Annotated in this window: 29 protein-coding genes and 1 tRNA gene; 8 read left to right on the forward strand and 22 right to left on the reverse strand. The window is 56.2% G+C overall.

The genetic code is table 11. The annotated features are described in order from the left end of the window. Positions 1 to 44: 44 nt before the first annotated feature. The 7 genes from hscB to trmJ form a co-directional block, all read right to left on the reverse strand. Positions 45 to 566: a co-chaperone HscB gene (gene hscB, locus ACWKV9_RS25450; RefSeq protein WP_483838866.1), complete on the reverse strand. Its 522-nt coding sequence runs from the start codon at positions 564 to 566 to the stop codon at positions 45 to 47. An 8-nt stretch (positions 567 to 574) separates the two neighbouring features. Further along, positions 575 to 898 carry an iron-sulfur cluster assembly protein IscA gene (gene iscA / locus ACWKV9_RS25455; protein WP_483838867.1) on the reverse strand — a complete coding sequence of 108 codons (324 nt, stop codon included), beginning with the start codon at positions 896 to 898 and terminating at the stop codon, positions 575 to 577. 53 nt (positions 899 to 951) lie between these two features. Then, a complete protein-coding gene (gene iscU / locus ACWKV9_RS25460; RefSeq protein ID WP_037012495.1) occupies positions 952 to 1,338 on the reverse strand; it encodes a Fe-S cluster assembly scaffold IscU in 387 nt (128 codons plus the stop codon). Between the two features lie 85 nt (positions 1,339 to 1,423). Continuing rightward, positions 1,424 to 2,638 carry an IscS subfamily cysteine desulfurase gene (locus ACWKV9_RS25465; RefSeq protein ID WP_483838868.1) on the reverse strand — a complete coding sequence of 405 codons (1,215 nt, stop codon included), beginning with the start codon at positions 2,636 to 2,638 and terminating at the stop codon, positions 1,424 to 1,426. 44 nt (positions 2,639 to 2,682) lie between these two features. Further along, complete coding sequence (gene iscR / locus ACWKV9_RS25470; RefSeq protein WP_483838869.1) at positions 2,683 to 3,174, reverse strand: Fe-S cluster assembly transcriptional regulator IscR; 492 nt, start codon at positions 3,172 to 3,174, stop codon at positions 2,683 to 2,685. A gap of 177 nt (positions 3,175 to 3,351) precedes the next feature. Continuing rightward, positions 3,352 to 4,128, reverse strand: coding sequence for a serine O-acetyltransferase (gene cysE / locus ACWKV9_RS25475; protein ID WP_483838870.1), 777 nt, complete (start codon positions 4,126 to 4,128; stop codon positions 3,352 to 3,354). Next, on the reverse strand, positions 4,128 to 4,901 hold the full coding sequence (trmJ, locus tag ACWKV9_RS25480) for a tRNA (cytosine(32)/uridine(32)-2'-O)-methyltransferase TrmJ (RefSeq protein WP_483838871.1): 774 nt from the start codon (positions 4,899 to 4,901) through the stop codon (positions 4,128 to 4,130). The genes cysE and trmJ overlap by 1 nt, the downstream gene beginning before the upstream one ends. A gap of 237 nt (positions 4,902 to 5,138) precedes the next feature. On the opposite strand from trmJ, the gene suhB reads away from it, so the two are divergent. Next, positions 5,139 to 5,954, forward strand: a complete 816-nt coding sequence (gene suhB / locus ACWKV9_RS25485; RefSeq protein ID WP_483838872.1) for a type III secretion system regulator SuhB — start codon at positions 5,139 to 5,141, stop codon at positions 5,952 to 5,954. A gap of 118 nt (positions 5,955 to 6,072) precedes the next feature. Here the strand turns inward: suhB and ACWKV9_RS25490 are convergent, their stop codons facing one another. From ACWKV9_RS25490 to queA, 6 genes are all read right to left on the reverse strand, one after another. Continuing rightward, the gene (locus ACWKV9_RS25490; protein ID WP_483838873.1) at positions 6,073 to 6,615 is read right to left on the reverse strand and encodes a glycine zipper 2TM domain-containing protein; all 543 of its coding nucleotides are present in this window, start codon (positions 6,613 to 6,615) and stop codon (positions 6,073 to 6,075) included. A 117-nt stretch (positions 6,616 to 6,732) separates the two neighbouring features. After that, entirely contained in the window at positions 6,733 to 7,644 is a 912-nt protein-coding gene (secF, locus tag ACWKV9_RS25495) for a protein translocase subunit SecF (RefSeq protein ID WP_483838874.1), read from the reverse strand. Positions 7,645 to 7,653: 9 nt separating this feature from the next. Further along, on the reverse strand, positions 7,654 to 9,522 hold the full coding sequence (gene secD, locus ACWKV9_RS25500) for a protein translocase subunit SecD (RefSeq protein ID WP_483838875.1): 1,869 nt from the start codon (positions 9,520 to 9,522) through the stop codon (positions 7,654 to 7,656). 62 nt (positions 9,523 to 9,584) lie between these two features. Continuing rightward, positions 9,585 to 9,920: a preprotein translocase subunit YajC gene (gene yajC / locus ACWKV9_RS25505; RefSeq protein WP_020292183.1), complete on the reverse strand. Its 336-nt coding sequence runs from the start codon at positions 9,918 to 9,920 to the stop codon at positions 9,585 to 9,587. A 52-nt stretch (positions 9,921 to 9,972) separates the two neighbouring features. Then, entirely contained in the window at positions 9,973 to 11,088 is a 1,116-nt protein-coding gene (gene tgt / locus ACWKV9_RS25510) for a tRNA guanosine(34) transglycosylase Tgt (protein ID WP_483838931.1), read from the reverse strand. Between the two features lie 14 nt (positions 11,089 to 11,102). Next, positions 11,103 to 12,167: a tRNA preQ1(34) S-adenosylmethionine ribosyltransferase-isomerase QueA gene (gene queA / locus ACWKV9_RS25515; protein WP_483838876.1), complete on the reverse strand. Its 1,065-nt coding sequence runs from the start codon at positions 12,165 to 12,167 to the stop codon at positions 11,103 to 11,105. Positions 12,168 to 12,275: 108 nt separating this feature from the next. On the opposite strand from queA, the gene ACWKV9_RS25520 reads away from it, so the two are divergent. The 5 genes from ACWKV9_RS25520 to ACWKV9_RS25540 all read left to right on the forward strand — a co-directional run bounded on the left by ACWKV9_RS25520 (position 12,276) and on the right by ACWKV9_RS25540 (position 15,967). Beyond that, a tRNA-Leu gene (locus ACWKV9_RS25520) sits at positions 12,276 to 12,360 on the forward strand. 234 nt (positions 12,361 to 12,594) lie between these two features. Next, positions 12,595 to 13,257, forward strand: a complete 663-nt coding sequence (locus tag ACWKV9_RS25525; RefSeq protein ID WP_483838877.1) for a hypothetical protein — start codon at positions 12,595 to 12,597, stop codon at positions 13,255 to 13,257. Between the two features lie 163 nt (positions 13,258 to 13,420). Further along, a complete protein-coding gene (locus ACWKV9_RS25530) occupies positions 13,421 to 14,011 on the forward strand; it encodes a DedA family protein (RefSeq protein WP_483838932.1) in 591 nt (196 codons plus the stop codon). A 64-nt stretch (positions 14,012 to 14,075) separates the two neighbouring features. After that, entirely contained in the window at positions 14,076 to 14,855 is a 780-nt protein-coding gene (locus ACWKV9_RS25535; protein WP_483838878.1) for a transporter substrate-binding domain-containing protein, read from the forward strand. 122 nt (positions 14,856 to 14,977) lie between these two features. After that, complete coding sequence (locus ACWKV9_RS25540; RefSeq protein ID WP_483838879.1) at positions 14,978 to 15,967, forward strand: ATPase; 990 nt, start codon at positions 14,978 to 14,980, stop codon at positions 15,965 to 15,967. Here the strand turns inward: ACWKV9_RS25540 and ACWKV9_RS25545 are convergent. The 9 genes from ACWKV9_RS25545 to hmpA form a co-directional block, all read right to left on the reverse strand. Then, positions 15,957 to 16,619: a CatB-related O-acetyltransferase gene (locus ACWKV9_RS25545; RefSeq protein WP_483838880.1), complete on the reverse strand. Its 663-nt coding sequence runs from the start codon at positions 16,617 to 16,619 to the stop codon at positions 15,957 to 15,959. The genes ACWKV9_RS25540 and ACWKV9_RS25545 overlap by 11 nt on opposite strands. Positions 16,620 to 16,661: 42 nt before the next feature. Further along, positions 16,662 to 17,564, reverse strand: a complete 903-nt coding sequence (locus ACWKV9_RS25550; protein ID WP_483838881.1) for a glycosyltransferase family 2 protein — start codon at positions 17,562 to 17,564, stop codon at positions 16,662 to 16,664. Between the two features lie 223 nt (positions 17,565 to 17,787). Continuing rightward, the gene (cyoE, locus tag ACWKV9_RS25555; RefSeq protein ID WP_483838882.1) at positions 17,788 to 18,678 is read right to left on the reverse strand and encodes a heme o synthase; all 891 of its coding nucleotides are present in this window, start codon (positions 18,676 to 18,678) and stop codon (positions 17,788 to 17,790) included. A gap of 11 nt (positions 18,679 to 18,689) precedes the next feature. Beyond that, on the reverse strand, positions 18,690 to 19,028 hold the full coding sequence (gene cyoD, locus ACWKV9_RS25560; RefSeq protein WP_483838883.1) for a cytochrome o ubiquinol oxidase subunit IV: 339 nt from the start codon (positions 19,026 to 19,028) through the stop codon (positions 18,690 to 18,692). Next, complete coding sequence (locus tag ACWKV9_RS25565) at positions 19,029 to 19,655, reverse strand: cytochrome o ubiquinol oxidase subunit III (RefSeq protein WP_483838884.1); 627 nt, start codon at positions 19,653 to 19,655, stop codon at positions 19,029 to 19,031. A gap of 3 nt (positions 19,656 to 19,658) precedes the next feature. Continuing rightward, the gene (gene cyoB, locus ACWKV9_RS25570; RefSeq protein WP_483838885.1) at positions 19,659 to 21,677 is read right to left on the reverse strand and encodes a cytochrome o ubiquinol oxidase subunit I; all 2,019 of its coding nucleotides are present in this window, start codon (positions 21,675 to 21,677) and stop codon (positions 19,659 to 19,661) included. Between the two features lie 3 nt (positions 21,678 to 21,680). Further along, a complete protein-coding gene (gene cyoA / locus ACWKV9_RS25575) occupies positions 21,681 to 22,616 on the reverse strand; it encodes a ubiquinol oxidase subunit II (RefSeq protein ID WP_483838886.1) in 936 nt (311 codons plus the stop codon). A 473-nt stretch (positions 22,617 to 23,089) separates the two neighbouring features. Then, on the reverse strand, positions 23,090 to 23,599 hold the full coding sequence (locus ACWKV9_RS25580) for a disulfide bond formation protein B (RefSeq protein ID WP_483838887.1): 510 nt from the start codon (positions 23,597 to 23,599) through the stop codon (positions 23,090 to 23,092). Positions 23,600 to 23,947: 348 nt separating this feature from the next. Further along, a complete protein-coding gene (gene hmpA, locus ACWKV9_RS25585; protein ID WP_483838888.1) occupies positions 23,948 to 25,129 on the reverse strand; it encodes an NO-inducible flavohemoprotein in 1,182 nt (393 codons plus the stop codon). A 297-nt stretch (positions 25,130 to 25,426) separates the two neighbouring features. Here hmpA and ACWKV9_RS25590 point away from each other — a divergent pair, with 297 nt between their 5' ends. Both ACWKV9_RS25590 and ACWKV9_RS25595 read left to right on the forward strand, forming a co-directional pair. Next, a complete protein-coding gene (locus ACWKV9_RS25590; protein ID WP_483838889.1) occupies positions 25,427 to 26,323 on the forward strand; it encodes a chemotaxis protein CheW in 897 nt (298 codons plus the stop codon). Beyond that, positions 26,278 to 26,826: a GNAT family N-acetyltransferase gene (locus tag ACWKV9_RS25595; RefSeq protein ID WP_483838890.1), complete on the forward strand. Its 549-nt coding sequence runs from the start codon at positions 26,278 to 26,280 to the stop codon at positions 26,824 to 26,826. The genes ACWKV9_RS25590 and ACWKV9_RS25595 overlap by 46 nt, the downstream gene beginning before the upstream one ends. Positions 26,827 to 26,842: the final 16 nt, after the last annotated feature.

A 26,842-nucleotide genomic window follows, 5' to 3' on the forward strand; every position in this document is an offset into this window, starting at 1 on the left:
TGCTTTTCTGATTTCACAGGCGCGCAGCCAAAGGCAGCGCGGGGTTAATCGTCGAGGCGCTCTTCCAGCTGGCGCACTTCGTAGGAGAGCTTGTCGAGAAACTGCATACGGCGCATCAGCCTTTCGGCTTGCTCACGCTGTGCGGCATCATCCCAACAAGCTGCGAAGCTTTCGTTCAGTTCTTGCTGTGCGGTCTTCAATCGACTCTTGAACGCCGCGACACCTTCCAGGTCAGCCTCGTCCTGCAAATCCTCGAGCTCTTCGCGCCATTGCATCTGCTGCAGAAGAAAATCGGGATCATGCACGGTGACTTCCAGCGGCACCTCGCCGCCATTCAACGCCAACAAATACCGAGCCCGTTTGGGCGCGTTTTTGAGGGTTTGATAGGCGTCGTTAAGGCTCGCCGAACGCTCCAGCGCAACACGCTGCTCACGCTCGGAAGCATCAGCAAAGCGGTCTGGGTGCACGCCACGGGCCAATTCGCGGTAACGCGTCGCGAGCAGATCAAGGTCGACAAGAAACGCAGGCTGCAGGTCGAATAAAGCGAAGTGACAAGGAGTACCCACAATAAGCCTCAGATTTTGAAGCTTTCGCCGCAGCCACATTCGCCGCGTGAGTTAGGGTTATTGAACTTGAAACCTTCGTTCAACCCTTCCTTGACGAAATCAAGCTCAGTACCGTCGAGGTAAACCAGGCTTTTGGGGTCGATAATCACTTTGACGCCGTGAAGTTCGAAAACGGTATCTTCACTTTCCGGCGCATCCACGAATTCAAGCACGTAAGCCAGGCCCGAACAGCCCGTGGTGCGAACACCCAGGCGCACGCCGTCACCCTTGCCACGACCCGAGAGGGAGCGCTGCACATGCTTAGCGGCAGCTTCTGTCATGCTGATAGCCATTTGAACTCCTTACTTCACAGCTGTTACTGAACGCATACTTCGCAAAAGACTGCTTAGAGCAGGCCTTTCTTCAGCTTGTAATCGCGAACGGCCGCCTTGATAGCGTCTTCTGCGAGTACCGAGCAGTGAATCTTCACCGGCGGCAGGGCCAGTTCTTCGGCGAGCTGAGTGTTTTTGATGGTCTCTGCTTCGTCCAGAGTCTTGCCTTTCATCCACTCGGTTGCCAGGGAGCTGGAAGCGATCGCAGAACCGCAGCCGTAGGTCTTGAACTTGGCGTCTTCGATGATGCCCTGCTCGTTAACCTTGATCTGCAGACGCATAACGTCGCCGCAAGCTGGCGCGCCGACCATGCCGGTGCCAACATCAGGATCTTCCGCGTTCATCTTGCCGACGTTGCGCGGGTTCTCGTAGTGGTCGATGACCTTTTCGCTGTAAGCCATGATACTTATCCTCTCAACAGGTGAGCCGCTCTACGGGCTGCGCAACCAGTGGTCAAGCGCGGCCCGTGTGGTAGGCGACTTTAAATTAGTGCGCCGCCCACTCGATCTTCGAGATATCGACGCCATCTTTGTACATGTCCCACAGCGGCGACAGAGCGCGCAGCTTGGTCACGGCCTCACAGACTTTCTGTGCGGCGTAGTCGATTTCTTCTTCGGTGGTGAAGCGGCCGAAGGTAAAGCGAATCGAACTGTGTGCGAGTTCGTCGTTACGACCCAGCGCACGCAGCACGTAAGAAGGCTCCAGAGACGCCGATGTACAGGCCGAACCTGAAGACACCGCCAGATCCTTAAGCGCCATGATCAGCGACTCGCCTTCGACATAGTTGAAGCTCAGGTTCAGGTTGTGCGGTACGCGGGCAGTCATGCTGCCGTTGACGTACAGCTCTTCCAGATGCTCAACCTGCTTATAGAAGCGATCGCTCAACGCCTTGAGACGGAGGTTCTCTGCAGCCATGTCTTCTTTGGCAACACGGAAGGCTTCGCCCATACCCACGATTTGGTGAGTTGCGAGAGTGCCGGAACGCATGCCGCGCTCGTGACCGCCGCCATGCATGGCCGCTTCAATGCGAACACGCGGCTTGCGGCTAACGTACAGCGCGCCGATGCCTTTAGGGCCATAGGTCTTGTGAGCGGAGAAGGACATCAAATCGACTTTGAGCGCGGCCAGGTCGATTTCGACCTTGCCAGTAGACTGCGCTGCGTCAACGTGGAACAACACGCCACGTGAGCGAGTCAGCTCACCGATGGCAGCAATGTCGTTGACCGTACCGATTTCGTTGTTCACGTGCATGATCGAAACCAGGATGGTGTCGTCACGCATGACCGCTTCGATCATCGATGGGGTGATCAGGCCGTCTTCCTGCGGATCGAGGTAAGTGACCTCGAAACCTTCACGCTCCAGTTGGCGCATGGTGTCGAGGACAGCCTTGTGCTCAATCTTGGAGGTGATCAGGTGTTTGCCTTTGGTGGAATAGAAATGGGCAGCGCCTTTGATCGCCAAGTTGTCGGATTCGGTAGCACCGGATGTCCAGACAATCTCACGAGGGTCAGCGTTGACCAGGTCCGCGACCTGACGGCGAGCGTTCTCAACCGACTCTTCAGCTTTCCAGCCAAAGACGTGGGAGCGCGATGCAGGGTTGCCGAAGTTTCCGTCAACCAGCAAGCAATCGCTCATTTTCTGAGCAACACGCGGATCGACCGGGGTCGTCGCGGAGTAATCGAGGTAAATCGGCAATCTCATTGAATATCTCCTATCGGGCAGGCGCGCCGCGCGTTCATCTGCGTTCACTCAACGGCGGATGTTTCAATCTTGTCCAGCTGAGACGTCTTGCTGTTGCAACGACGCTGATCCTGACGCTGAGCGACTTCTTGTACCTCACGGCGAGTGACAAGGTCGGCCAGACTGATACCGCTTAGAAATTCGTGAATCTGCTGACTGAGGTCGCACCACAAGTGGTGGGTCAGACAGGTATCGCCAGCATGGCAATCGCCGAGCCCCTGGCAGCGAGTGGCATCGACAGACTCGTTGACCGCATCGATCACTTGAGCAACCTGAATGCCCTGCATGTTGCGGGAAAGCTGATAGCCACCACCCGGCCCGCGCACACTGGACACCAGATTGCTGCGGCGCAGCTTGGCGAACAGTTGCTCAAGGTAGGAAAGGGAAATGCCCTGCCGCTCGGAAATATCGGCAAGAGACACTGGCCCATGCTGCGCGTGCAACGCCAGGTCAAGCATGGCAGTTACAGCGTATCGGCCCTTTGTAGTCAATCGCATGGCATATACCGCGGAGGTTCGGAATGGAGCCGAGTATGCTATTCCCGAGTATTTAAGTCAACTATAAGACCTAGCGGGTTAGTCGGGATTACCCGCAAAACAGCGGCAGCATCATAGCAAATCCGAACCTCAAAGGGCACGCGCGCCATTGCTCCTGGCGGCCGTTGTCTTTCCCATTCAGCCAGTCTTGGTTTCGTTACGATCCTGGACGCAGTCGAATACATCTTTCTGTAGCGTCGGGAGCTCCTGTTCCCGGTACTGGCAGCCGATCTTTTTCAGGGCATCACCCATATCCTCCAGGCGAACGTCCACAGCCTGGAGATGATCTAGCAATTGCCCAATGGCCTTGGCCACCGGATCAGGCATGTCTTCACTGACCCCATAGGCATCGAAACCAAGCTTTTCGGCCATGGCCTTGCGCTTGGCTTCGGTTTCGTCGCTGGACTTCATAATGATGCGGCCAGGTATACCCACCACCGTCGCGCCGGCAGGAACCGCTTTGGTCACAACAGCATTCGAGCCCACCTTGGCGCCTGCCCCAACGGTGAATGGCCCCAGGACCTTCGCTCCAGCACCGACTACTACGCCAGACTCCAGGGTCGGGTGACGCTTGCCTTTGTTCCAACTGGTACCGCCCAGGGTGACGCCCTGATACAGCGTCACGTCATCACCGATTTCAGCGGTCTCGCCAATGACGATGCCCATCCCGTGATCGATGAAAAACCGGCGACCGACCGTGGCACCCGGATGAATTTCGATGCCCGTGAACCAACGACCGAAATTCGACACCATTCGGGCAGGCCACTTGAAACCGCTGAGCCACAGCAACCGCGAAAGCCGATGCAACCAGATGGCGTGCATGCCCGGATAGCAGGTCAGCACCTCAAACGCATTGCGGGCCGCCGGGTCTCGGTGGAAGACGCTCTGAATATCCTCACGCAGACGCTCGAACATCACTGATCCTTACGCTTATGGGGCTCACCGTTGGCCGACTTTTGGGTTTCGGTGAGGATGCCTCGTAAAATACTCATTTCGGATCGATTAACTGCCGAGCGCCCATAAAGGCGGCGCAGCCGGGCCATCAGATGGCGCGGCTTCTCTGGATCGAGGAAACCGATGGTGACGAGAGTCGATTCCAGATGCTCATAGAATTTCTCCATCTCATCCATTGTCGCGAGCTCGGTACTGCGCACCGAATTCACTTCGAATTTTTCCGTTTTGCTTGCCTGACCGTCTGCCGCCAGCCAGGACATCCGCACTTCATAGCTCAGCACCTGAACAGCTGCTGCCAGGTTCAAAGAGCTGAATTCGGGATCTGACGGGATATGGACGTGATAATGACAGCGCTGCAACTCTTCATTGGTGAGTCCGGCGTATTCCCGGCCGAAGACCAAGGCAATTTCTTCACCCAGCGCGGCATGCTCCACGGATTTGATTCCGGCTTCTCGCGGGTCCAGCAGCGGCCAGGGAATGCGGCGATCCCGGGCACTGGTGCCTAGAACAAGATTGCAGCCCACCAAGGCATCTTCGAGCGTCGCGACCACCTGAGCGTTCTCAAGAATATCGCTGGCACCGGAGGCCCGGGCATCAGCCTCGTGATGCGGGAAAACGGCAGGATCAACCAACACCAGACGCGAAAGGCCCATGTTTTTCATGGCACGAGCAGCGCCACCGATATTTCCCGGATGGCTGGTACCGACCAGAACAACACGAATATTTTGCAGCAAAGGTGAGGTCTCACTAGCAGATGAAATTGGGGAAAGAATCTTACAGAAACGCCCCACGTAACGCCACGAACCCGTGCGACGGTCATTGCGCTTTACCGCATCGACATTAGCCCATGAGCCACGTTTTGCGGCATGAGCAACACTCTGCGCACTGCCCGCAGACGAACTCGCGCTGGAAATCGGTCGGGATTACCCATAGAATGCCCGGCTCTCTTTAACGACCTAGGTGATACATCCATGCAGCCCATGCTGAATATCGCGCTGCGCGCCGCCCGCAGCGCCAGCGAATTGATTTTCCGCTCCATCGAGCGCCTGGATACCATCAAGGTCGACGAAAAAGACGCGAAAGACTACGTAACCGAGATCGATCGCGCCGCCGAGCAGAGCATCATCACTGCCCTGCGCAAGGCTTACCCTACTCATGGCATCCTCGGCGAAGAAAGCGGACTGCATGAAGGCAGCGGCGAAGGCACCGACTACCTGTGGATCATCGACCCACTGGACGGCACCACCAACTTCGTGCGCGGCGTACCGCACTTCGCTGTCAGCATCGCCTGCAAATACCGTGGTCGCCTTGAGCACGCAGTGGTTCTGGACCCGGTTCGCCAGGAAGAATTCACCGCCAGCCGTGGCCGTGGCGCAGCGCTAAACGGTCGTCGTCTGCGGGTCAGCAATCGCAAGAGCCTGGAAGGCGCCCTTCTCGGCACCGGCTTCCCGTTCCGCGAAAACCAGCTGGATAACCTGGAAAGCTACCTGGACATGTTCCGCAGCCTGGTTGGCCAGACTGCCGGGATTCGTCGCGCTGGCGCAGCGAGCCTGGATCTGGCCTATGTTGCAGCCGGCCGCTTCGATGCGTTCTGGGAGTCGGGCCTGTCCGAGTGGGACATGGCTGCTGGCGCCCTATTGATTCAGGAAGCAGGCGGCCTGGTCAGCGACTTCAATGGCGGCCACGACTTCCTTGAGAAAGGTCACATCGTGGCAGGCAACACCAAGTGCTTCAAAGCTGTTCTGACTTCCATCGCTCCGCACGTTCCAGCATCGCTGAAGCGCTGAGTTTTCGAAGCTCGCGAAAAACCGGCCATTGGCCGGTTTTTTATTGCCTGCTAAATGTCTGGCCGTAAAACAACAAAAGCACCCGAGGGTGCTTTTGTTACTTCAGCCCATCAGGGGATTACTGACTCGCCTGACTCAACTCCAGCTGACCGTCTTTATTGACAGGAATCTTGTCGCCCGGATCACGATCCATACGGACCTGACCGACCTTGTCATTGAGCTTGTACTTAACGTTATAGCCAACAACCTTATCGCTGATGTCGTTGACCGTACTGCAGCGGGTCTCGGTAGTTGTGTAGGTATCGCGGTTCTGCATACCTTCCTGAACCTTGTTACCGGCATAACCGCCGCCGACCGCACCGGCGACTGTTGCGATCTTTTTGCCGTTACCACCACCGACCTGATTGCCCAGTAACCCGCCAGCCACCGCACCCAGCACGCTACCGACGATCTGGTGCTGATCCTTGACGGCCGCTCTATGGGTAACCGCTACATCCTTGCAGACCTCACGCGGGGTTTTGATCTTTTCATTGACGGGCTCGACGGCGAGCACGTCCGCGTATTCAGGACCGCTTTTAACGAGGCTATAGGTTGCCACAGCACCCCCGGCAGTTACGCCGACAGCACCCAATACAGCACCAACTAGCAACGATTTGTTCACTTGAACCTCCTGAGGATCTTCAACGCGATTGCTCGCGCTACTCCCAGCCTTGGAGCACAAAAAAAGGCGCGAGTTCAACACTCGCGCCTTTTGGATGACAACCGGTGGGGAAACGCCTTACGGGCGATCGTCCACTTTCTCGGCAGTCACAGGCGGCAGCAAATCTTCACTGCGCAGGTTCAGCCAGATCAACACCACGTTGGCGATGTAGATCGACGAGTACGTACCTGCCAAGACGCCGATGAACAGCGCGACCGAGAAGCCGTGCAAGCTATCGCCACCGAAGGCCCACAGCGCGATGATCGCAAGGAGAGTCGATACCGACGTTGCAATCGTACGCAGCAGGGTCTGAGTAGTGGAGATGTTGATGTTCTCGATCAGCGTGGCCTTGCGCAGCAGACGGAAGTTCTCACGAACCCGGTCGAATACCACGATGGTGTCGTTGAGTGAGTAACCAATGATCGCCAGCACCGCCGCGAGCACCGTCAGGTCGAACGTCACCTGGAAGAACGACAGAATACCCATCGTCACGACCACGTCGTGAATCAGCGAGATGATTGCCCCGACTGCAAACTTCCACTGGAAGCGGAACGCCAGGTAGATCAGTACGCCGCCGAGGGCGAGCAACATGCCGATGCCGCCCTGATCGCGAAGCTCCTCACCCACTTGAGGGCCGACGAACTCGACGCGCTTGACGGTCGCAGGGTTATCGGCGCCGTTCTTGCGCAGCGCCTCGGCAACCTGAGTGCCTAGCTGCGGATCTTCCCCTGGCATACGCACCAGCAGATCGGTTGTCGCGCCGAAGCTCTGCACGACCGCTTCGTGATAACCGGCAGAGGCCAGCTCGTCACGAACCTTGCCCAGGTCAGCAGGACGCTCGTACGTCAGCTCGATGAGCGTGCCGCCGGTGAAGTCCAGACCGAAGTTGAGGCCTTTATGGAACCAGCTGAACAGCGCCAGTACGGTAAGCAGCATGGTGATGCCGAACGCAACGTTGCGAACACCCATGAAGTTGATGGTACGTTTCATGTCAGCCCCTTAAATCCACAACTTCTTGAAGTCACGACCGCCATAAATCAGGTTGACCATTGCGCGGGTCACCATGATGGCTGTGAACATCGAGGTAAAGATCCCGAGCGACATGGTCACGGCGAACCCTTTGACCGGGCCGGTACCCATGGCGTAGAGAATCCCGCCGACCAGCAACGACGTCAGGTTGGCGTCGAGAATCGCTGTGTAGGCACGATCGAAACCTTCGTTGATCGCACGCTGCACGGTCATGCCGTTGGCCAGCTCCTCACGTATCCGCGAGAAGATCAGCACGTTGGCGTCCACCGCCATACCCATGGTCAAGACGATACCGGCGATACCTGGCAGGGTCAGTGTCGCACCCAGCAGGGACATCAAGGCCAGCAGCATGACCATGTTCAGCGCCAGGGCCACGGTCGCTATCACACCAAAGAACCGGTAGATGGCGATGATGAACAACGACACGAACAACATGCCCCACAAGGATGCATCGATACCCTTGGTGATGTTGTCAGCACCCAGGCTCGGACCGATGGTGCGCTCTTCAGCGAAGTACATCGGCGCAGCCAGACCACCGGCGCGCAACAGCAGAGCCAGCTCGGAAGCTTCACCTTGACCGTTCAAGCCAGTGATACGGAACTGAGCACCCAGCGGCGACTGAATTGTCGCCAGACTGATGATCTTTTTTTCTTCCTTGAACGTCTGGACCGGCACGTCTTTCTCGACGCCGTTGACGGTTTGCTTGGTGTAGGTAGTGAGCGGCTTTTGCTCGATGAAGATCACCGCCATGCTGCGACCGACGTTGGCGCGAGTCGCGCGGCTCATCAAGTCACCACCATGACCATCCAGGTTGATATTCACCTGCGGACGACCGTGCTCGTCGAAGCTCGCCTTGGCGTCGGTAACCTGGTCACCAGTGATGATCAGGTTACGCTCGACCGGCGCAGCAGGACGTCCGCCTTCGCGGAACTCGAACATTTCTGTGGTGGCTTTGCTGTCATCGGGACCAGCGCCCAGACGGAACTCAAGGTTGGCCGTCTTGCCCAGAATACGCTTGGCTTCTGCGGTGTCCTGCACGCCTGGCAGTTCGACCACGATGCGGTTGGCACCCTGACGCTGAACCAGCGGCTCTGCAACACCCAGTTCGTTGACGCGGTTACGCACCGTGGTCAAGTTCTGCTTGATCGAGTATTCGCGAATTTCAGCAATCTTGGCCGGCGTCATCGCCAGGCGCAGGGTCGGCATTTCGCCACGATCACTTGGAGTGATTTCGAAATCTGTGAAGCTCTTGCGGATCAATGCACGGGCTTGCTCGCGGGAATCAGCATCGCTGAAACCGAGCTGAATGCCACCATCGACCTGAGGCAGGCTGCGATAACGCAGCTTCTCTTTGCGCAGCAGGCTTTTGACTTCACCCTCATAGACATTCAGACGAGCGCTGAGCGCTTTGTCCATGTCCACTTCGAGCAAAAAGTGTACGCCGCCAGAAAGGTCCAGGCCCAGCTTCATTGGGGTGGCGCCGATATTGCGCAGCCACTTTGGCGTCGTCTGAGCGAGGTTGAGTGCAACGACATAATCGTCGCCCAGCGCCTTGCGAGCGACATCCTTGGCTGGCAGCTGGTCTTCCTGCTTGGTCAGACGCAACAAACCGCCCTTGCCATTCTCGGCCAGAGTCGCGCCCTTGACCGCGATACCGGCATCGGTAAGCGCCTTGCTTACACGATCCAGATCAGCCTGATTGACCTGCAGCGCAGTGCTTGCGCCGGTGACCTGAATGGCCGCGTCATCAGGGTAGAGATTGGGTGCGGAATATATAAAGCCGACCACCAGCACAGCCAGGATCAGGATGTATTTCCACAGAGGGTATTTGTTCAACATCACGCCGCCTGCTTATAACGCGGGGCGCCTTGCGCGCCCCGTCGATTGGTAAAAGACTGGAATCAGATGGCTTTCAGAGTGCCCTTGGGCAGGGTTGCAGCGATAGCGCCCTTCTGGATCTTCAATTCAACAGTGTCGGAAACTTCAATAACAACGAAGTCGTCGGTCACTTTGTTGATCTTGCCGGCGATACCGCCGGAAGTTACAACCTCATCGCCCTTCTGCAAGTTGCCCAGCAGGTTTTTCTGCTCTTTGGCACGCTTGGCTTGTGGACGCCAGATCATCAGATAAAAGATGACGAGAAAGCCGACCAGGAAGATCCATTCAAAGCCACCACCCATAGGGCCTGCAGCAGGTGCAGCAGCGTCCGCGAAAGCGGAAGAGATGAAAAAGCTCATTTAGCACTCCAGTTGCATAATTTTAATAAGAAGCAGAAAGACCGGCTGTCATTCAGTCCAGCGGCGGCGTTGCAAGCCCGCGTTTGGCATAGAAGGCATCGACAAAGGCGGCCAATGTACCCTGTTGAATAGCCTCGCGCAAACCAGCCATAAGCAGCTGATAATGACGCAAATTGTGGATCGTATTAAGCATGCTTCCCAGCATTTCGCCGCACTTGTCCAGATGATGCAGATAAGCGCGCGAGAAGTTCTGGCAGGTGTAGCAGTCGCAAGTAGGATCAAGCGGCGAATCATCGTGACGGTGAAACGCATTACGGATTTTCAGAACACCGGTGTCGATGAACAAATGACCGTTGCGCGCGTTGCGGGTCGGCATCACGCAGTCGAACATATCGACCCCGCGGCGCACACCTTCAACGAGGTCCTCAGGCTTGCCTACCCCCATAAGGTAACGAGGTTTGTCAGCGGGCATCCGGCCTGGCAGGTAGTCCAGCACCTTGATCATCTCGTGCTTGGGCTCGCCCACTGACAGGCCGCCAATGGCTAGCCCGTCGAAGCCGATCTCGTCCAGGCCTTCGAGCGAGCGCATGCGCAAGTCTTCATGCATGCCACCCTGAACAATGCCGAACAGCGCGGCGGTGTTTTCGCCATGGGCAACTTTCGAACGCTTGGCCCAGCGCAGGGACAGCTCCATGGAAATGCGCGCCACATCTTCGTCAGCCGGATAAGGCGTACATTCGTCGAAGATCATCACGATGTCGGAGCCCAGATCACGCTGGACCTGCATCGACTCTTCCGGACCCATGAAAACTTTTGCACCATCGACCGGGGAAGCGAAGGTCACGCCCTCCTCCTTGATCTTGCGCATCGCGCCCAGACTGAAGACTTGAAAGCCACCGGAGTCGGTAAGGATCGGGCCTTTCCACTGCATGAAATCGTGCAGGTCGCCGTGGCGCTTGATCACTTCGGTGCCTGGACGCAGCCACAGGTGAAAGGTATTGCCGAGAATCATCTGCGCGCCAGTCGCTTCGATATCCCGAGGCAGCATGCCCTTCACCGTGCCGTAGGTACCTACTGGCATGAACGCCGGAGTTTCGACCACGCCACGGGGAAAAGTCAGACGACCACGGCGAGCTTTGCCATCAGTGGCCAGTAGCTCGAAAGACATACGACAAGTGCGACTCATGCTAGATCCTCAGGGGCCGCACTCTGGGGAGCAGTCGGCGCGGGATTGCGGGTGATGAACATCGCATCACCGTAACTAAAGAAGCGGTAGCCGTTTTCCACAGCCGACGCGTAGGCGGCCATGGTTTCCGGGTAGCCGGCGAACGCCGAAACCAGCATCAGCAGAGTGGATTCAGGCAAATGGAAATTGGTGACCAGCGCATCGACCACATGAAAGGGGCGGCCTGGAAAGATGAAAATGTCAGTGTCGCCACTGAACGGTTTGAGTACACCGTCGCGCGCGGCGCTTTCGAGAGAACGCACGCTGGTGGTGCCTACAGCAACCACTCGACCGCCACGCTGACGGCACGCGGTCACGGCATCGACCACTTCCTGGCTCACTTCAAGCCATTCGTTGTGCATGTGGTGGTCTTCAAGGCGCTCGACGCGCACCGGCTGAAACGTACCGGCGCCGACGTGCAGGGTCACGAACGCGGTCTCAACGCCTTTTTGCGCGATGGCATCCATCATCGCCTGGTCAAAATGCAGCCCAGCCGTCGGCGCAGCTACCGCACCGGCCCGCTGCGCATAGACCGTTTGATAACGCTCGCGATCCGCGTCGTCGTCCGGGCGATCAATATAAGGAGGAAGCGGCATGTGCCCTACGCGCTCGAGCAGCGGCAGGACCTCTTCAGCGAAATGCAGCTCGAAGAGCGCGTCGTGCCGCGCGACCATCCGGGCCTCGCCACCACCATCGATAAGAATCGATGAGCCAGGCTTGGGCGACTTGCTGGAACGCACATGCGCCAGCACACGATGGTTGTCGAGGACGCGCTCAACGAGAATTTCCAGCTTGCCGCCCGACGCCTTCTGGCCGAACAGCCGCGCCGGAATCACGCGAGTATTGTTGAACACCATCAAATCGCCAGGAAGCAAATGCTCCAGCAAATCAGCAAATTGACGGTGGGCCAGCGCGCCACTCACCCCATCAAGGGTCAGCAAACGGCTGCTGCGTCGCTCGGCCAAAGGATGGCGAGCGATCAAGGAATCAGGGAGCTCGAAGGTAAAGTCAGCAACGCGCATGATGGGGTTCGTCTAGCAGGGCCGGAAAGTTTAGCGGAAATAGTTAAAATTGACCATGAAACATGATTGACCAACGGTCGGACCCTCTCTATACTTCGCCGCCATTGAGCCCTGATGGCGGAATTGGTAGACGCGGCGGATTCAAAATCCGTTTTCGAAAGGAGTGGGAGTTCGAGTCTCCCTCGGGGCACCAAACAGCAGCAAATTCAAGTCCTTACCAGACTTGAAAAACGAAGAAACCGGCCACGTTTGAGCCGGTTTTTTTGTGGGCGTTATTTGACCACGCCACTTGCGCCCTGCCCTCTCAAACCGTCGTTTTGCCAGCCCGCATATCTGCAGACTCCGCCGATATCTACTAGCCTTAAACCTGACTGATCCATAGCCGTTGGACCTTCCTCTGAACCTGGCTGATGGGATAAAAACAATAATGAGAGATCCCTATGCGTTTGGCTTTTACTGCGCGCTGTTTGCCTTGGCGGCGATAACAGGCGCGGTCTTCTACGAGTCGTACACCGGCGCGGGCATTTCGGGGTCGGCGCGTGCGTATGACGTCATCAATTCTGTCTCTGCGCTTGTGCAGGCGCTGGCCGCGATCGGGCTCGTCGGGCTTGCGTTCAAGGCATATCGCGCGTGGAAAAACGAGATGATTCACAACAAAGCCCTCGGGATTATCTGGGAGGCCAATGTGGCGTTTCGCGAAATCGAGATGAGTTTCAACGAGTGGTTCTTCGGACCCAACGCGGTCGATAAAGCAAATAGCGAAGGTGCTCGAATCACGTCATTGCTGAGTGCCAGCCCTTTTGGCGTCAGTCTGCGGGCGTTCAAGAAGCAGTGCGTCTTGCTCGACAAAGTGGTGATCAAGGACAACTGGCAGTGGGTCAATCATGCGACTGAACTGGACATGCTTGCGCGCGTCCTGAGCATGGATGCGTTTCGCCCCGCCAGCCGAACCAAGGAGACTGCCAATGTCATCGACTTTCTTTACTCACGCGAAGGCGAAGCGCTCAAACGCACCCAAGGCGAGTGGGAAATGTTGATGAAAGTGATTGAAAAAGATCTGGCGGCACTGGAGGCAGAGTTCGCTGATTAGCCAACGCAGGACTTGAATCCTGCATCGTGTGCGCATCTCGCAAACCGGACAGAACTGTTCCGACACGCACCGGGTCGAACAGCTTGCGCAGCCCGGAATCGGACTACGTAATCCGCCGGGACCTCCTGCGGCAATCCCATCATTCAAGGTCCGCGCATTTCGTATGTTTGAACATATCGACGTCAATTATTTGCTTGCCACCTACGGTTACTGGGCAGTATTTGTTGGCTGCTTGTTGGAAGGCGAGACCATTCTGCTGCTGGGTGGCATGGCCGCACACCAGCACATCTTGAGTCTCTGGCCGGTCATCGCATACGCCAGTGTTGCCGGCATGCTGGGCGACCAAATCCTGTTCTGGACCGGGCGCTATTTCGGGTCACGACTGCTGCCGCGCCTGCATCGCCATGACGCCGCGATCAAGCGCGTTTCCGGGCTGATTGAGCGCTACCCCACTGCATCTATTTTCTCCGTACGCTTTCTCTACGGCATGCGGTTGGTGGGCCCCATGGTGATCGGCGCCAGTCGGTTATCTGCGATTCGTTTCTCACTGGTGAATCTCGTCGGTGCCGTGGTGTGGGCAACGATTTTCGCGAGCGCCGGTTATTGGGCTGGCGAGTTTCTTGAACAAATGCTCGGCAATCTCAAACCGTATCGTTTGCCAATAGCGATAGTCGTCGTGGTCCTCGCATGCGCTGTCGCGCTGTTCCGGCATTACCGTGCAAAGTCTAAAACGCTTAAATCACCTCAAGACTGACTTCCCTTCTGCCGGTTTTCCTCTTAAAACAACCGGCAGGGTCTAATCGAAGAGGTATCGACACATGAACAAATGCATTACTGCCAGCCTGCTGCTGGGATTGTCGAGCATCGCCCATGCGCAGGAGTCACCCTCGCATCTGGATAAGATCATTGAGCAGGGCCAATTGGCGGTCTGCACCACTGGCGATTACAAGCCCTACACATTTCTACGGCCCGATGGCCAATACGAAGGGATCGATATCGAACTGGCGCAATCGCTGGCGCAGAGTCTGGGCGTGAAGGTGCAATGGGTGCCAACCACCTGGAAAACCCTGATGCCGGACATGGTTGCCGGCAAGTGCGACATCGGTGTCGGCGGCATATCGGTGACGCTGGAGCGCCAGAAAAAAGCGTTTTTCAGCAGCACGCTAGACATCGACGGCAAAGTCCCACTGGTGCGCTGCGAGGACCAGGCTCGCTACCAAACGGTCGAGCAGATCAATCAGGCTTCAGTGCGTGTAATCGAACCTCAAGGAGGCACGAACGAGGCGTTTGTGCATGCCTATCTGCCCAACGCGAATCTCGCTTTTCACGACAACAAAACCATATTTCAAGCGCTCTTGGATAAGCAGGCAGACGTGATGATCACCGACGCATCCGAAGCGCTCTACCAGCAGAAACGTATGCCCGGCCTGTGCACCGTCAATCCGGCGAAATACATGCAATACGGCGAAAAGGCTTACCTGCTGCCCCGCGATGACGTGGCCTGGAAAAGCTACGTCGATCAATGGCTCAAGCTGAGCAAGGCAACCGGGGCTTATCAGAAGGTGGTTGGTGAGTGGTTAGCGGTGCCGGGGGAGTGAGCCGCTTGGAATATGAAGTGGTGATTAAGGCCGATACGTTGCACGTTTGATCTATCTACTGCGGCCGCGATACTCCATTCAGCATCATTCCTCAAAACCTCGGCACGGACTCGACGCCTCGAATGAAGACCAGCAAAAGCATCACCCGCGCGTTTTGCGTCGAGTTGCAGACGGAGTTGTCGATCGTGGCGGCGCGGCGGGAGTATTTTTCGCAGGAGCTGCCGCGAACCCGGTTCAGCTTCTTGTGCTCGACCGAGGCCTGCCGTGAGCGGGGAGTGAAGATTACCGGCGTGCGATACGACGTGAAGCCGCAGGAAAACCCGACGTTCGTCGCCGCGCATTTCCGCGCTAATCCCAATTACGAGCATACCGCCGAATGCGAATGGGTAGACGAAGCTGCTGTCGAGGACGTTGAGGTCGCGGACGAAACAGAGGACCTAAGCGCGCTGCGCAAAGCCAAGCGCAAGCTGGACGACTACATTGATGTGTTCGACCCGTCGATAAAAGAGAAGGCAAAGTCTGAGCCTGCCGCGGCTATTTCAGACGACGTTCGCCCATCCGAACTACAGCCTCGTGAACCCTCTTCCGAAAAAGCCCGGCCACCAAAATCCAGCGAAACTCGCACCAATAATTTCGAGCGACTGGTGGACAGCTTTCGTCAGGCACAAGCACAGCTGGCCAAGGAAGAATTCAGCCTTTTGACCCTGCGCGTACCCGGCCAGGGTGAAACGACATTGCGCGCCTATTTCCGCCACATCAAATTCGCTCAGACGGGCGATGAGCGCCGCGTGCTGTACGGCGGCGCACTGGTCGAGCGCTACGGGGCAGGCTTCAAATTCAAATTTTTTGATCGGCTGCAGGGCAAACTGGTGACACTGTACGTGTCGCCAGCGCAGATGCAGGCCTATCGATCAGCACGCTATATCAGCGAATTGCTCAGTCACGCCGACGAGGTGCGCTTCTTCACTGTATTTGCGCTGGGTACGCTGGTGGCAAGCCCGTCGGGCAAAAGCTTCAGCGTCGTAATCGAGGACCTGCGCCATCTGGCAATTGTGCTCGGTCCTACGAAAGAGGCCACGCAGGATGCACAGAAGGCAGTGCCTACTGAATGAGGGCATGACGGACAGGGTGAACAATTGCAGAGGTGGCTTGTCGAGTATCGATATACGCCAGAAATGCATCCATGTCGGAACCTGAAAGCATTCGCGCCACGGATTTAACCTCCTCCATGGGCCAGTCCCACCAGGCGGCAACCAGCAATCGTTGACGCAGTTCTTCGTCGAATCGCCAGCGTATGAATTTACCAGGATTCCCCCCAACCACCGCGAACGGCGCAACGTCTCGGGTCACGACGGCACCTGCGGCGACGATCGCGCCATGCCCGATAGTGACGCCGGAGAGAATCATCGCATCCGCGCAAATCCAGCAATCGCTACCGATGACTACATCGCCTTTGCTCGGTGCGTAGTCCTTGATGTCCTCAAGGCCAGCCATCATGGCGGGGAATGGATAGGTGGTCAGCCAGTCAGTGCGGTGCTCTCCCCCTAACAAAATGCGCACACCGGCCGCGATTGATGTATAGGACCCCACGCGCAGAATCGTCTCGTCGCCAAACTCGAAAACTTCGGGAATACCGTATGTACCGGTGCCCACTTCATAGCGGGGATATCGCAGCCGAATCTTTTCAGCAGCCCTTTCGAGCTTGTCCATTTGACGCAATCGCTTTCTGGTCTTACGCGCTTTGAGGAGTTCGAGGAGTTTCATTGAAAAGTCCGAAGGGAATTACAGGGCGCACGTGACGAACTATCAGCTGCGCTGGCGGTGCAACAGCAAGCGTTTGAACCGGCGCAACGTCGTTTTGTTGAACTGGCGAATCGGAATAGAGCGCAGCAGGCTCCACGCGTGCTTCTTGTCAGTCACGACCGCGTACTTCAATGCCTTATTGATAATAGCGGTGAGCGCTCGGCTATACGCCGGATGCGCCTGATACGGAGCGATGGTGCGCAGGTCCGCATCCAGCAGAACTCTGTAGCGGCGCGACAAATTGTTTGGGTGGCGCCGATAGCGAGTGACGCTCACAGGTAGAACGTGTACCCCAAAGCCCTGATACGCGATTCTCAGGGTCATCTGGAAATCCTGAACCCTGATCTCGGGATCATAGAAGTCGGCAGCTTTGAGAGCGTCCATGCGGTACAACGAAACCGGTGCGCCCACCACTAGCGCATCACCCAGGATTTCATCGAAACTCAACGCTTTGATTCCGTCGAGCTTCTGGGTTTTGGTGTCATTGCCGTCGCTGTCCATATAGACGATCAGTGCCCCAACGCACCCAACGTCCGGGTGTTCGTCCAGATACTGCGCGCGAATACGCACAGAGGAAGGGAGCATGATGTCGTCGAGGTCCGGGGTGGAGACGTAGACGCCTTTGGCGTATTTCAACCCAAGGTTGAGCGTCGCGCTCACACCCTGATTGGGATGGGAATAAAGCTGAAAGTCGTATTTGCTTTGCAGCGCCTGAAGCATGGCAACGCTTTTATCGGTCGACCCATCGTCAACGATGATGACTTCAAAGTTGCCGTAGTCTTGCGCAAATATGCTTTCGAGCGCGGCTTCCAGGTACTTTTCCGCGTTATAGCAGGGCGCGATGATCGACACGAGGGGTATCGAATCGGTCACTTGCGCAATTCCTGAAGTTTTTTGGTCAGTCATAATTCGTTTTTGTATAGCGAGGCGACTGGATGTCGCAGCGTTGGCGACAATCCTGATACATAACGAATACATGATGCTGCAAACCAAGGGGCTTTGTCATTGGCAGATTCGCCAGCAAGTAGGAGCAGGCCTACATACAAGGTCCGTTTCTCTTGTAAAACTGGCAATAAAAAACCCCGTGGCTCTTTCAAACCACGGGGTTTTGCGTTTCAGATCAAAGCAATCAAGGCGCCGCGTAAGTGACTAACAGCTCCTTAGTTACCTGAAAATCCAGCGACATTGCCACGCTCAACGCCGTAATGGTGAAGATCGAGAACACGAACAGCTTACGTGCCCAGACAACATCATCTTTGGCCTTGTAGCCAGTCCAGGCCATGTACAACCAGTACATGCCCATGGCGGCAGCAACAGCCAGGTAATTGAGGCCAGCGTAACCTCCGAAGGTCAACATCAACGTTGCCAGCAGGAATGCCAGGATGTAGATCAGGATGTGCAGCTTGGCAACCCGGATACCACGCTTGACCGGCAGAACCGGAATCGACGCAGCCAGGTAGTCATTGAAGCGGAAGATCGCGATTGCGTACGAGTGAGGCATCTGCCAGAGGCTGAACATGACCAGCAAGGTCAAGGCAGCCAGGTCGAAAGAATTGCTCACTGCCACGTAGCCGATAACCGGAGGCATGGCCCCCGACAAACTTCCGACCAGCGTGCCGTGAACCGATTTGCGCTTGAGGTACAGGCTGTAGAAGCCGACGTAAATCACAAACCCGATCACTGCGAACAACGCTGCCAGCGGGTTGGCCTTGGTGTACAACAGGCCAACACCGACGACACCCAACACTGTCGCGAACAGCAGCGCCATGTTCAGGGAAACCAGCCCCTGAACCAGCACGCGGTTCTTGGTGCGCTCCATCTTCACGTCGATATCACGATCGATGCAATTGTTGAAGACGCACCCGGACGCTACCACCAATGAAGTGCCGATCATCGCTGCTAGAAACAGACCGAAATCGACATGCCCTTTGGAAGCCAGAAAAAAGCCACCCGCCACCGAAAGCACGTTACCGAAAATGATCCCCGGTTTGGTGATTTGGATAAAGTGCTTCAGTGACATCAGGGGTTCCCTCAGTGCGCCATCATGGCGGTGTGGATGCTGAACATGATCCAGACCGACAAGCCAACCAGCAGGAAGATGACCAGGCCCGCGAAGGCAAAGGCAACGACGTTGTTACGTTGCGCCGCCGAGCGGTCCAGGTGCAGGAAGTACACCAGGTGAACCAGTACCTGAACCACCGCGAATACCAGCACGATCCACAAGGTCGCGACTTTCGAGAGAGTCGGAACCATCACCAGACCAAATGGAATCGCAGTCAGGATGATCGACAGTACGAAACCGATCATGTAGCTCTTCATGCTGCCGTGGCCTGCGTGGGCATCGTCAGCGTGTTGATGTGAATTTGCCATTTAAATGGTCCCCATCAGATAGACAACGGTGAACACACAGATCCAGACCACGTCCAGGAAGTGCCAGAACAGGCTGAGCATGCTCAGGCGTGTGGCATTGCCCGGCGTCAGACCGTGCTTCTGGACTTGATACATCATGACAGCCATCCAGATCAGACCACTGGTGACGTGTACGCCGTGGGTGCCGACCAGCGTAAAGAACGCCGACAGGAAGCCGCTGCGGTTCGGGCCATAGCCTTCAGAGATCAACATGTGGAACTCGTTGATTTCCATGCCGATGAAGCCCAGACCGAACAGGAAGGTTACGAACAACCAGCCCAGAACGCCCGCCTTGTTACCTTTGTGCATCGCCAGCATGGCGAAGCCGTAGGTAATGGAGCTGAGCAACAGGCAAGCCGTTTCAGCGAGTACGTAAGGCAGTTCGAAAATGTCGTGTCCCGATGGACCGCCTGCGACGTTGTTAACCAGCACTGCGTAAGCGGCGAAGATCGACGCGAACAGAATGCAGTCCGTCATCAGGTAGATCCAGAAGCCAAAGATTTTCATCTCGCCGGCGTCATGATGATCGTGGGCATGGTCATGACTTTGGTCATGACCTTTAGCACCTTCAAATACTAAGTTGGACATTGTTTATGCCTGCTCCAGCTTGTTGACAGGAGTGTTTGCCTGGGCATTGCGGACCGAGGCGAGGATCTTGTGTTGTTCGCCTTCGATGCGTGCCACTTCCGAAGCAGGAACCATGTAGCCCTGGTCGTCACGTGATGCATGGATGATGAAGTACACGATAGCGCCACCCAGACCTACGATTGCCAGCCACCAGATGTGCCAGATCATCGCGAAGCCAAACACGGTCAGCAGCAGGCCGATGATCATGCCGCTCGCGGTGTTGTTCGGCATGTGGATGTCCGAATAGTGAGCCGGAACCTTGTACGCTTCACCGTCACGCTTGGCCGCATAGAATGCGTCGATTTCTTCAGCTTTCGGCATTTCTGCGAAGTTGTAGAACGGCGGTGGCGACGAAGTTGACCATTCCAGTGTGTGGGCATTCCACGGGTCACCGGTCAGATCGCGGTTTTGCTCGCGGTCACGAATACTCACGTAGATCTGGATCAACTGGCAGGCGATGCCGATTGCGATCAGCACGGCGCCGTAGAAGGCGATGTGCAGGTACGGAGTCCAGTCTGGGTTGTCAGTAGTGTTCAGACGACGGGTCATGCCCATGAAGCCCAGTGCATACAGTGGCATGAAGGCCACGTAGAAACCGGAGATCCAGAACCAGAACGCTGCCTTGCCCCACTTCTCGTTCAGCGTGAAGCCGAACGCTTTCGGGAACCAGAACGCGAAGCCTGCGATGTAACCGAAGACCGCACCGCCGATGATCACGTTATGGAAGTGAGCGATCACGAACAGACTGTTGTGCAACACGAAGTCAGCGCCTGGGATGGCCAACAGAACGCCGGTCATGCCGCCGATCGAGAAGGTCACCATAAAGCCCAGGGTCCAGAGTACTGGCGCGGTGAAGCGCAGACGGCCCTGGTAGATCGTGAACAGCCAGTTGAATAGCTTCACACCCGTCGGGATGGCAATCAGCATCGTCGCCAGACCGAAGAAGGCGTTGACGCTCGCCCCCGATCCCATGGTGAAGAAGTGGTGCAGCCAGACCATGAAGCCCAGAACGGTGATCGCGCCACTGGCGTAGATCATCGAGTGGTGGCCGAAGAGACGTTTGCCGGTGAACGTGGAAATGACTTCGGAGAAGACCCCGAAAGCCGGCAACACCAGGATGTAAACCTCAGGGTGACCCCATGCCCAGAACAGGTTCACGTACATCATTGGGTTACCACCCAATTCGTTCGTGAAAATGTGGAAGTCCATGTAGCGGTCAAGCGTCAGCAGAGCCAGGGTTGCAGTCAGGATCGGGAACGAAGCCACGATCAGAACGTTTGCCCAGGTGCAGGTCCAGGTGAAGATCGGCATGTCCATCAGCTTCATGCCAGGTGCGCGCATCTTCAGTACGGTCACCAGGAAGTTAACCCCGGTTAGCGTTGTCCCGAGCCCTGATAGCTGGAGTGCCCAGATGTAGTAATCAACACCCACGCCCGGGCTGTAACCCAGTTCGGACAGAGGTGGATAGGCTACCCAACCGGTACGTGCGAATTCGCCGACACCCAGAGACACGTTGACCAGAATCACGCCGGAGATCAGCAGATACAGGCTCAAGGAGTTCAGGAACGGGAACGCAACGTCACGGGCACCAATCTGCAGAGGCAGAACGATGTTCATGAGGCCGGTGAAGAATGGCATGGCCATGAAGATGATCATGATCACACCGTGAGCGGTGAAGATCTGGTCATAGTGCTCAGGCGGCAAGTAGCCCGGTGAGCCTTCAGTGGACAGTGCCAGTTGCGAACGCATCATGATGGCGTCGGCAAAACCGCGCAGCAGCATGACCATTGCGATGATGATGTACATGACACCGATTTTCTTGTGGTCGACTGAGGTCAGCCACTCGGTGTACAGGTAAGTCCATTTCTTGAAATACGTGATCAGACCGAACACCGCCAAACCACCGATAGCGATCATGGCGATCGTGATCATGACTATCGGTTCGTGGAACGGAATCGCATCTAGAGTTAATTTACCAAACATCGTTTACTCCTCTGCCCCAGCAGCTGATTGCTTACCCATGTCCATCCCTTCCATACCGGCCACTTCTTTCTTCTCGTGGACAACCTTGCCCGGTTTCATACCTTCATACTTATCGATGATGATCTGGAACAGGTTAGGAGTGACCGTGGAGTAGAGTTCAACGGGGTTCCGTTCGCTAGGTTTGGCCAATGCAGCGTATTCAGCCGTTGCCAGCTGTTTAGGTGAATTCTTGACATCGGCAACCCAAGCGTCGAAATCAGCCTGAGAGGTTGCAGTTGCCTTGAATTTCATGCCGGTGAAACCTGCGCCGCTGTAGTTGGCGGAGATGCCATCGAACTCGCCGTTTTCATTGGCGATCAAGTGCAATTTGGTCTGCATGCCGGCCATTGCGTAGATCTGGCCACCCAGTGCAGGGATGAAGAACGAGTTCATGACCGAATCAGAGGTGATGCGGAAATTGATTGGAGTGTTGGCCGGGAACACGATTTTGTTGACAGTAGCGATGCCCTGTTCCGGATAGATGAACAACCATTTCCAGTCCAGCGCAACGACTTCGATAGTCACGGGCTTCACGTCGGACTCGAGCGGACGGTAAGGGTCCAACGCGTGAGTCGAGGTGTAAGTGATGTAACCCAGCACGATGATGATCGCGAGCGGCACCAGCCAGATCACGAGTTCGATCTTGGTTGAATGCGCCCAGTCTGGGGTATAGGTCGCTGCCTTGTTCGTCGCGCGGTATTTCCAGGCGAAGATGATGGTCATGAAGATGACCGGAACGACCACCAGCAACATCAGCAACGTAGCCGTGACAATCAGGTCACGCTCTTGAATGCCGACATGGCCCTTGGGGTCCAGCAAGGTGTAATCGCACCCGCTGAGCAGGAGCATGCTGAAAAGCGCCAAGAAACCAAACAACCTGGGGTACCTTTTTTTACTCATCTCACGACCTCTAAAAGCAGCTTTCGCATCGCAGTTGGGTTTCGACCGCCAACACTTCACCCTGCCAGGTGCTGGCAAATTTTTTGGATTGAACAGGGGCCTGTCATGAAGCTGGAGAGCCTCGTAACAAATCCGGGTTTAGCTGTGGTTTCTTATTCGAATGGTGGCAACGGCCTTCGCAGACCAATTCCTTTTGGCGCAGACATTCTGAATTTGATTCATGAGGCCGTCCAAAAATGGCGTCTACAGCAGCGCAAACGCGCTTTCTGACCTCATTTTCCGCCAGCAGTTGTGCTCGCTGGCGTTAAGTGGGGGCGATTGTAGATACGTAAAGTTTTATTGACTATGACTTATCGCGCAACAGTTAATTTCTGAAACTGTAAAAATGCGGCCATAAATCACGCCTGAAAAACACCTACCTGCCCCGGATTTCTTAATGGAATCGGGGCAAAAACGCACGCAACACTTTGTAATCATCGAGCTTTTCGGCGGTTTCGGATAATTCCGGCCGGAACGAGGATTACTGTCAAAACGAATGCAATCAAAGCCCATTGCGCCAAAGACAATCCGAGAACTGGCGGATATGGCGTCTCGCAAAACCCGCCAACCTGAAATCCCAGCGGGAACATGGAGGCCAACGGCAAACCATCAACGAACGGCTGCAATACATCGATACCGCAGCTCTCGGACGGGTGACTCTGGATGTACACATGACGTCCCGCTGCAACAATCCCGCCCACGGCACTCAGAGTTACAAGCGCTTCGCATATCGTGACGCCTACCCGTCCGGGCATGGCCGCACCGATAAACGCGAAGATCGCGATGAACAGCAATGCATATCGCTGCAGGATGCACAGTGGGCACGGCGCTTCACCGAGTACCACCTGCATGTACAACGCACCGCCGATCAAGGCGAGGCAGACGATACCGAGTAAAACCAGAAACTGTTTTTCGCGCCGCAGATAAAACGTGTTGTCGCTCATTCACATACCCTTTGAAAGGAAGTCCATGCCTGTCGGGGCTCGATGCCCAAAACCGGACGAGAGCTTAACACCGCCTCGCCACCCCGCGCCGGGAGTGATCATCAGGTTCGGTACAGAGCATCTCAACGGATCTGCGCCATACGCAATGATGTGCCGGGCAAAGGGCAACAAACATGGACATCCGGCCTGGACAATCGTTGATCGCCACAAGACTCAAAGGTTACAAAATTCTGGAGCATCTGAACCGGCTTGTACGTGTTTGCACCGATCAGATGCCACCCCAAAATAATACGCCTCTATATATATAGAAGCGTGCGGCGTATTGCCGCAGGAGAGCACACCACCCGCTTACTCCAGCGCAGATGCCGGACCAAAAAATTCGAAGCGGCTCTGGCTCTCAGGAACACCCGCGGCCTTGAGCTGGCGCTTCACAGCGGCCATGAACCCTTTTGGCCCAAGAAAGTACGCGTCAAGATCGCGATCTTCAGGCAGCCATTGCTCAAGCCGCGCCTGATCCAGCAGACCAACGGCATGGGCAGCCGGGCTCACACCATCGTCTTCGCCATAGCAGTAAAAGCGCTTCAGCTGCGGATGCTTACCCGCAAGGTCTTCAACCCAGTCACGAAAGGCGTGCACCCCGCCGTTACGGGCGCAGTGGATGAAGCAAATAGGCCGCTCAGTCAATAACGCAGCTTCCAGCATCGCCAGCGTTGGGGTAATGCCGACCCCGCCACTGATCAGCACCAGCGGCTTATCGTTATGGGCGAGTGTGAAGTCACCAGACGGCGTGAACAGATTAATACTGTCACCGATGCGCATGTTGTCATGCAGGAAGTTCGAAGCGCGTCCACCTGGTTCGCGCTTGACGCTGATGCGGTACTGATTGTTACCCGCCAGCGCCGACAGCGAGTAGTTGCGACGAATTTCTTCACCGTCGATGAACAGCTGCATACCAATGTACTGGCCAGCGGTGAAATCCAGAATCGCCTTGCCATCGGCTGGTGCGAAGTAGAACGAGGTGATTTCCGCGCTCTCCTGAACTTTGTTGGCGATTTTGAATTCACGCGCTCCACGCCAGCCACCAACAGCGTGCTCTTTTTCGTCGTAGATGGTCTTCTCGGCACCTATCAGGATGTCCGCCAATTGCTGGTACGCACGTCCCCAGGCATCGATCACCTCAGGGGTGGCAATTTCACTACCTAATACTTCAGAGATTGCCCGCAACAGGCAACCGCCAACTAACGGGTAGTGCTCAGGCAGAATTTGCAGAGCCACATGCTTGTTGATGATCTTGGCGACCAGATCGCCCAGTTGCTCAAGCTGATCGATATGACGGGCATACATCAGTACGCCATTGGCCAAGGCACGAGGCTGGTCGCCACTGCTCTGGTGCGCCTGATTGAACAACGGGCGGACTTCAGGATGCTCCTTGAGCAACATTTTGTAGAAATGAGTGGTTAGGGCTTCACCGCCACTTTCAAGAAGAGGAACGGTGGCTTTGACGATGGCACGATCTTGGGCGTTTAACATGGCTAACTCCTGGCGTGAAGGACTCAAAAAGTTAACTGTTCATTATCAGAAAGCGTGCCACGTTTAATATCGTTTCAATTCATATAGTTAGCGTCAATCAGTCATTTTGACCCCAACCCGAATGCGGTCATTAGGACTAGAGCTAGTCTTTTCGACACGGCGTCCCAGCCTTGTTAACCGGCAGTTGAAGTCACCCGCAAGCAAAACCGTTAAAGCCTGACCTGCTCAAGTCGATAACCCGTCATCGAAAGCTGTTTGCCGCCGGGTGCAGCCAACAACTCATGTCAGAAGGCTCCTATGTCCACAAATGTCCGCGCAGATTCACTTTCGCTCCTGCTGTTCACCTTGCGCAGCGGTAAGTTGATGGCGATCAACCTGCTCAAAGTCAGCGAAATCATCCCCTGCCCTCCCCTGACCCGGTTGCCCGAATCACACCCACACGTCAAAGGCGTCGCCACATTGCGCGGCACTGCTTTGTCGGTAATTGACCTCAGCCGAGCCATTGGTGAGCGTCCTCTGGAAGACCCGAACGGTGGCTGCCTGATTGTTACAGACGTCAGCCGTTCCAAGCAGGGGTTGCACGTGCAGGCGGTGAGCAAGATCGTTCACTGCCTGACTACGGACATCCGTCCTCCGCCCTTTGGCGCGGGCAACCGGTCATTCATTACGGGCGTGACCCAAGTGGACGGCACACTGGTGCAGGTGCTGGATATCGAAAAGGTCATTCACGGCATTGCTCCCGCCAGAATTAACGCAGGGCCGGCCGAACTCAGCGAACAAGACGCCAAAGTGCTGGCAAAAGCCCGGATTTTGGTGGTCGATGATAGCCAGGTCGCGTTACAGCAGTCGGTCATCACGCTGCGTAGTCTGGGGGTCGAATGTCACACCGCGCGCAGTGCCAAAGAGGCAATTGATCAACTGCTGGAACTGCAAGGGACCGAGGCCCAGATCAACGTCGTAGTGTCGGATATCGAAATGTCTGAAATGGATGGATACGCTTTCACACGAACGCTACGGGAAACGCCTGACTTCCAAGAGCTGTATGTTCTGCTGCACACTTCTCTGGACAGCGCGATGAACGCCGAAAAAGCCAACGCGGCGGGAGCGAATGCTGTGTTGACCAAGTTTTCCTCACCAGAGCTGACACGATGTTTGATCCAAGCCGCGCGTACGGTAGAAGCACAGGGCATCTGACGCCCTCCGCCGATGATGCTTCCCCCAGCCATTACTGGCTGATGCGCAGGGACCTTTCGCAAGCACCTGCCCCGGTGCAATGGCCCGCCTCGCTGCGGGTCGCGACGCTCACTGCGGACAACGCCACCCAAATCCATCAGCTATTAATACTCGGCCGCCAGCACGGCGGCGGTCGGGTGGCAGACCTGCGCACCTGGCTCGGCGCGTTCGAAACAGACCCGGAGTTTGACCGGCATCTGGTTTTCGCGGTTGAGGACAGCGCAGGCATCGTTGCTGTCGCTCAATGCTGGACCAGCGCCTTTATTCGAAATCTGGTCGTCCACCCTCGTGCGCAGGGCCAAAGTATCGGCCAGCGCCTGCTTGAGCACGCTTTCGACGCGTTTTACCGAAAACGAGAGCAGCGCGTTGATCTCAAGGTCATGGAGAGCAATCTCATCGCCAGACGCTTGTATGAGCGCGTCGGCATGGAATATGTGCGGCGCGGCGAACTGGATTCGGTCTGACCGACTCTAATCGGTT

It is taken from the genome of Pseudomonas corni (assembly GCF_057128765.1).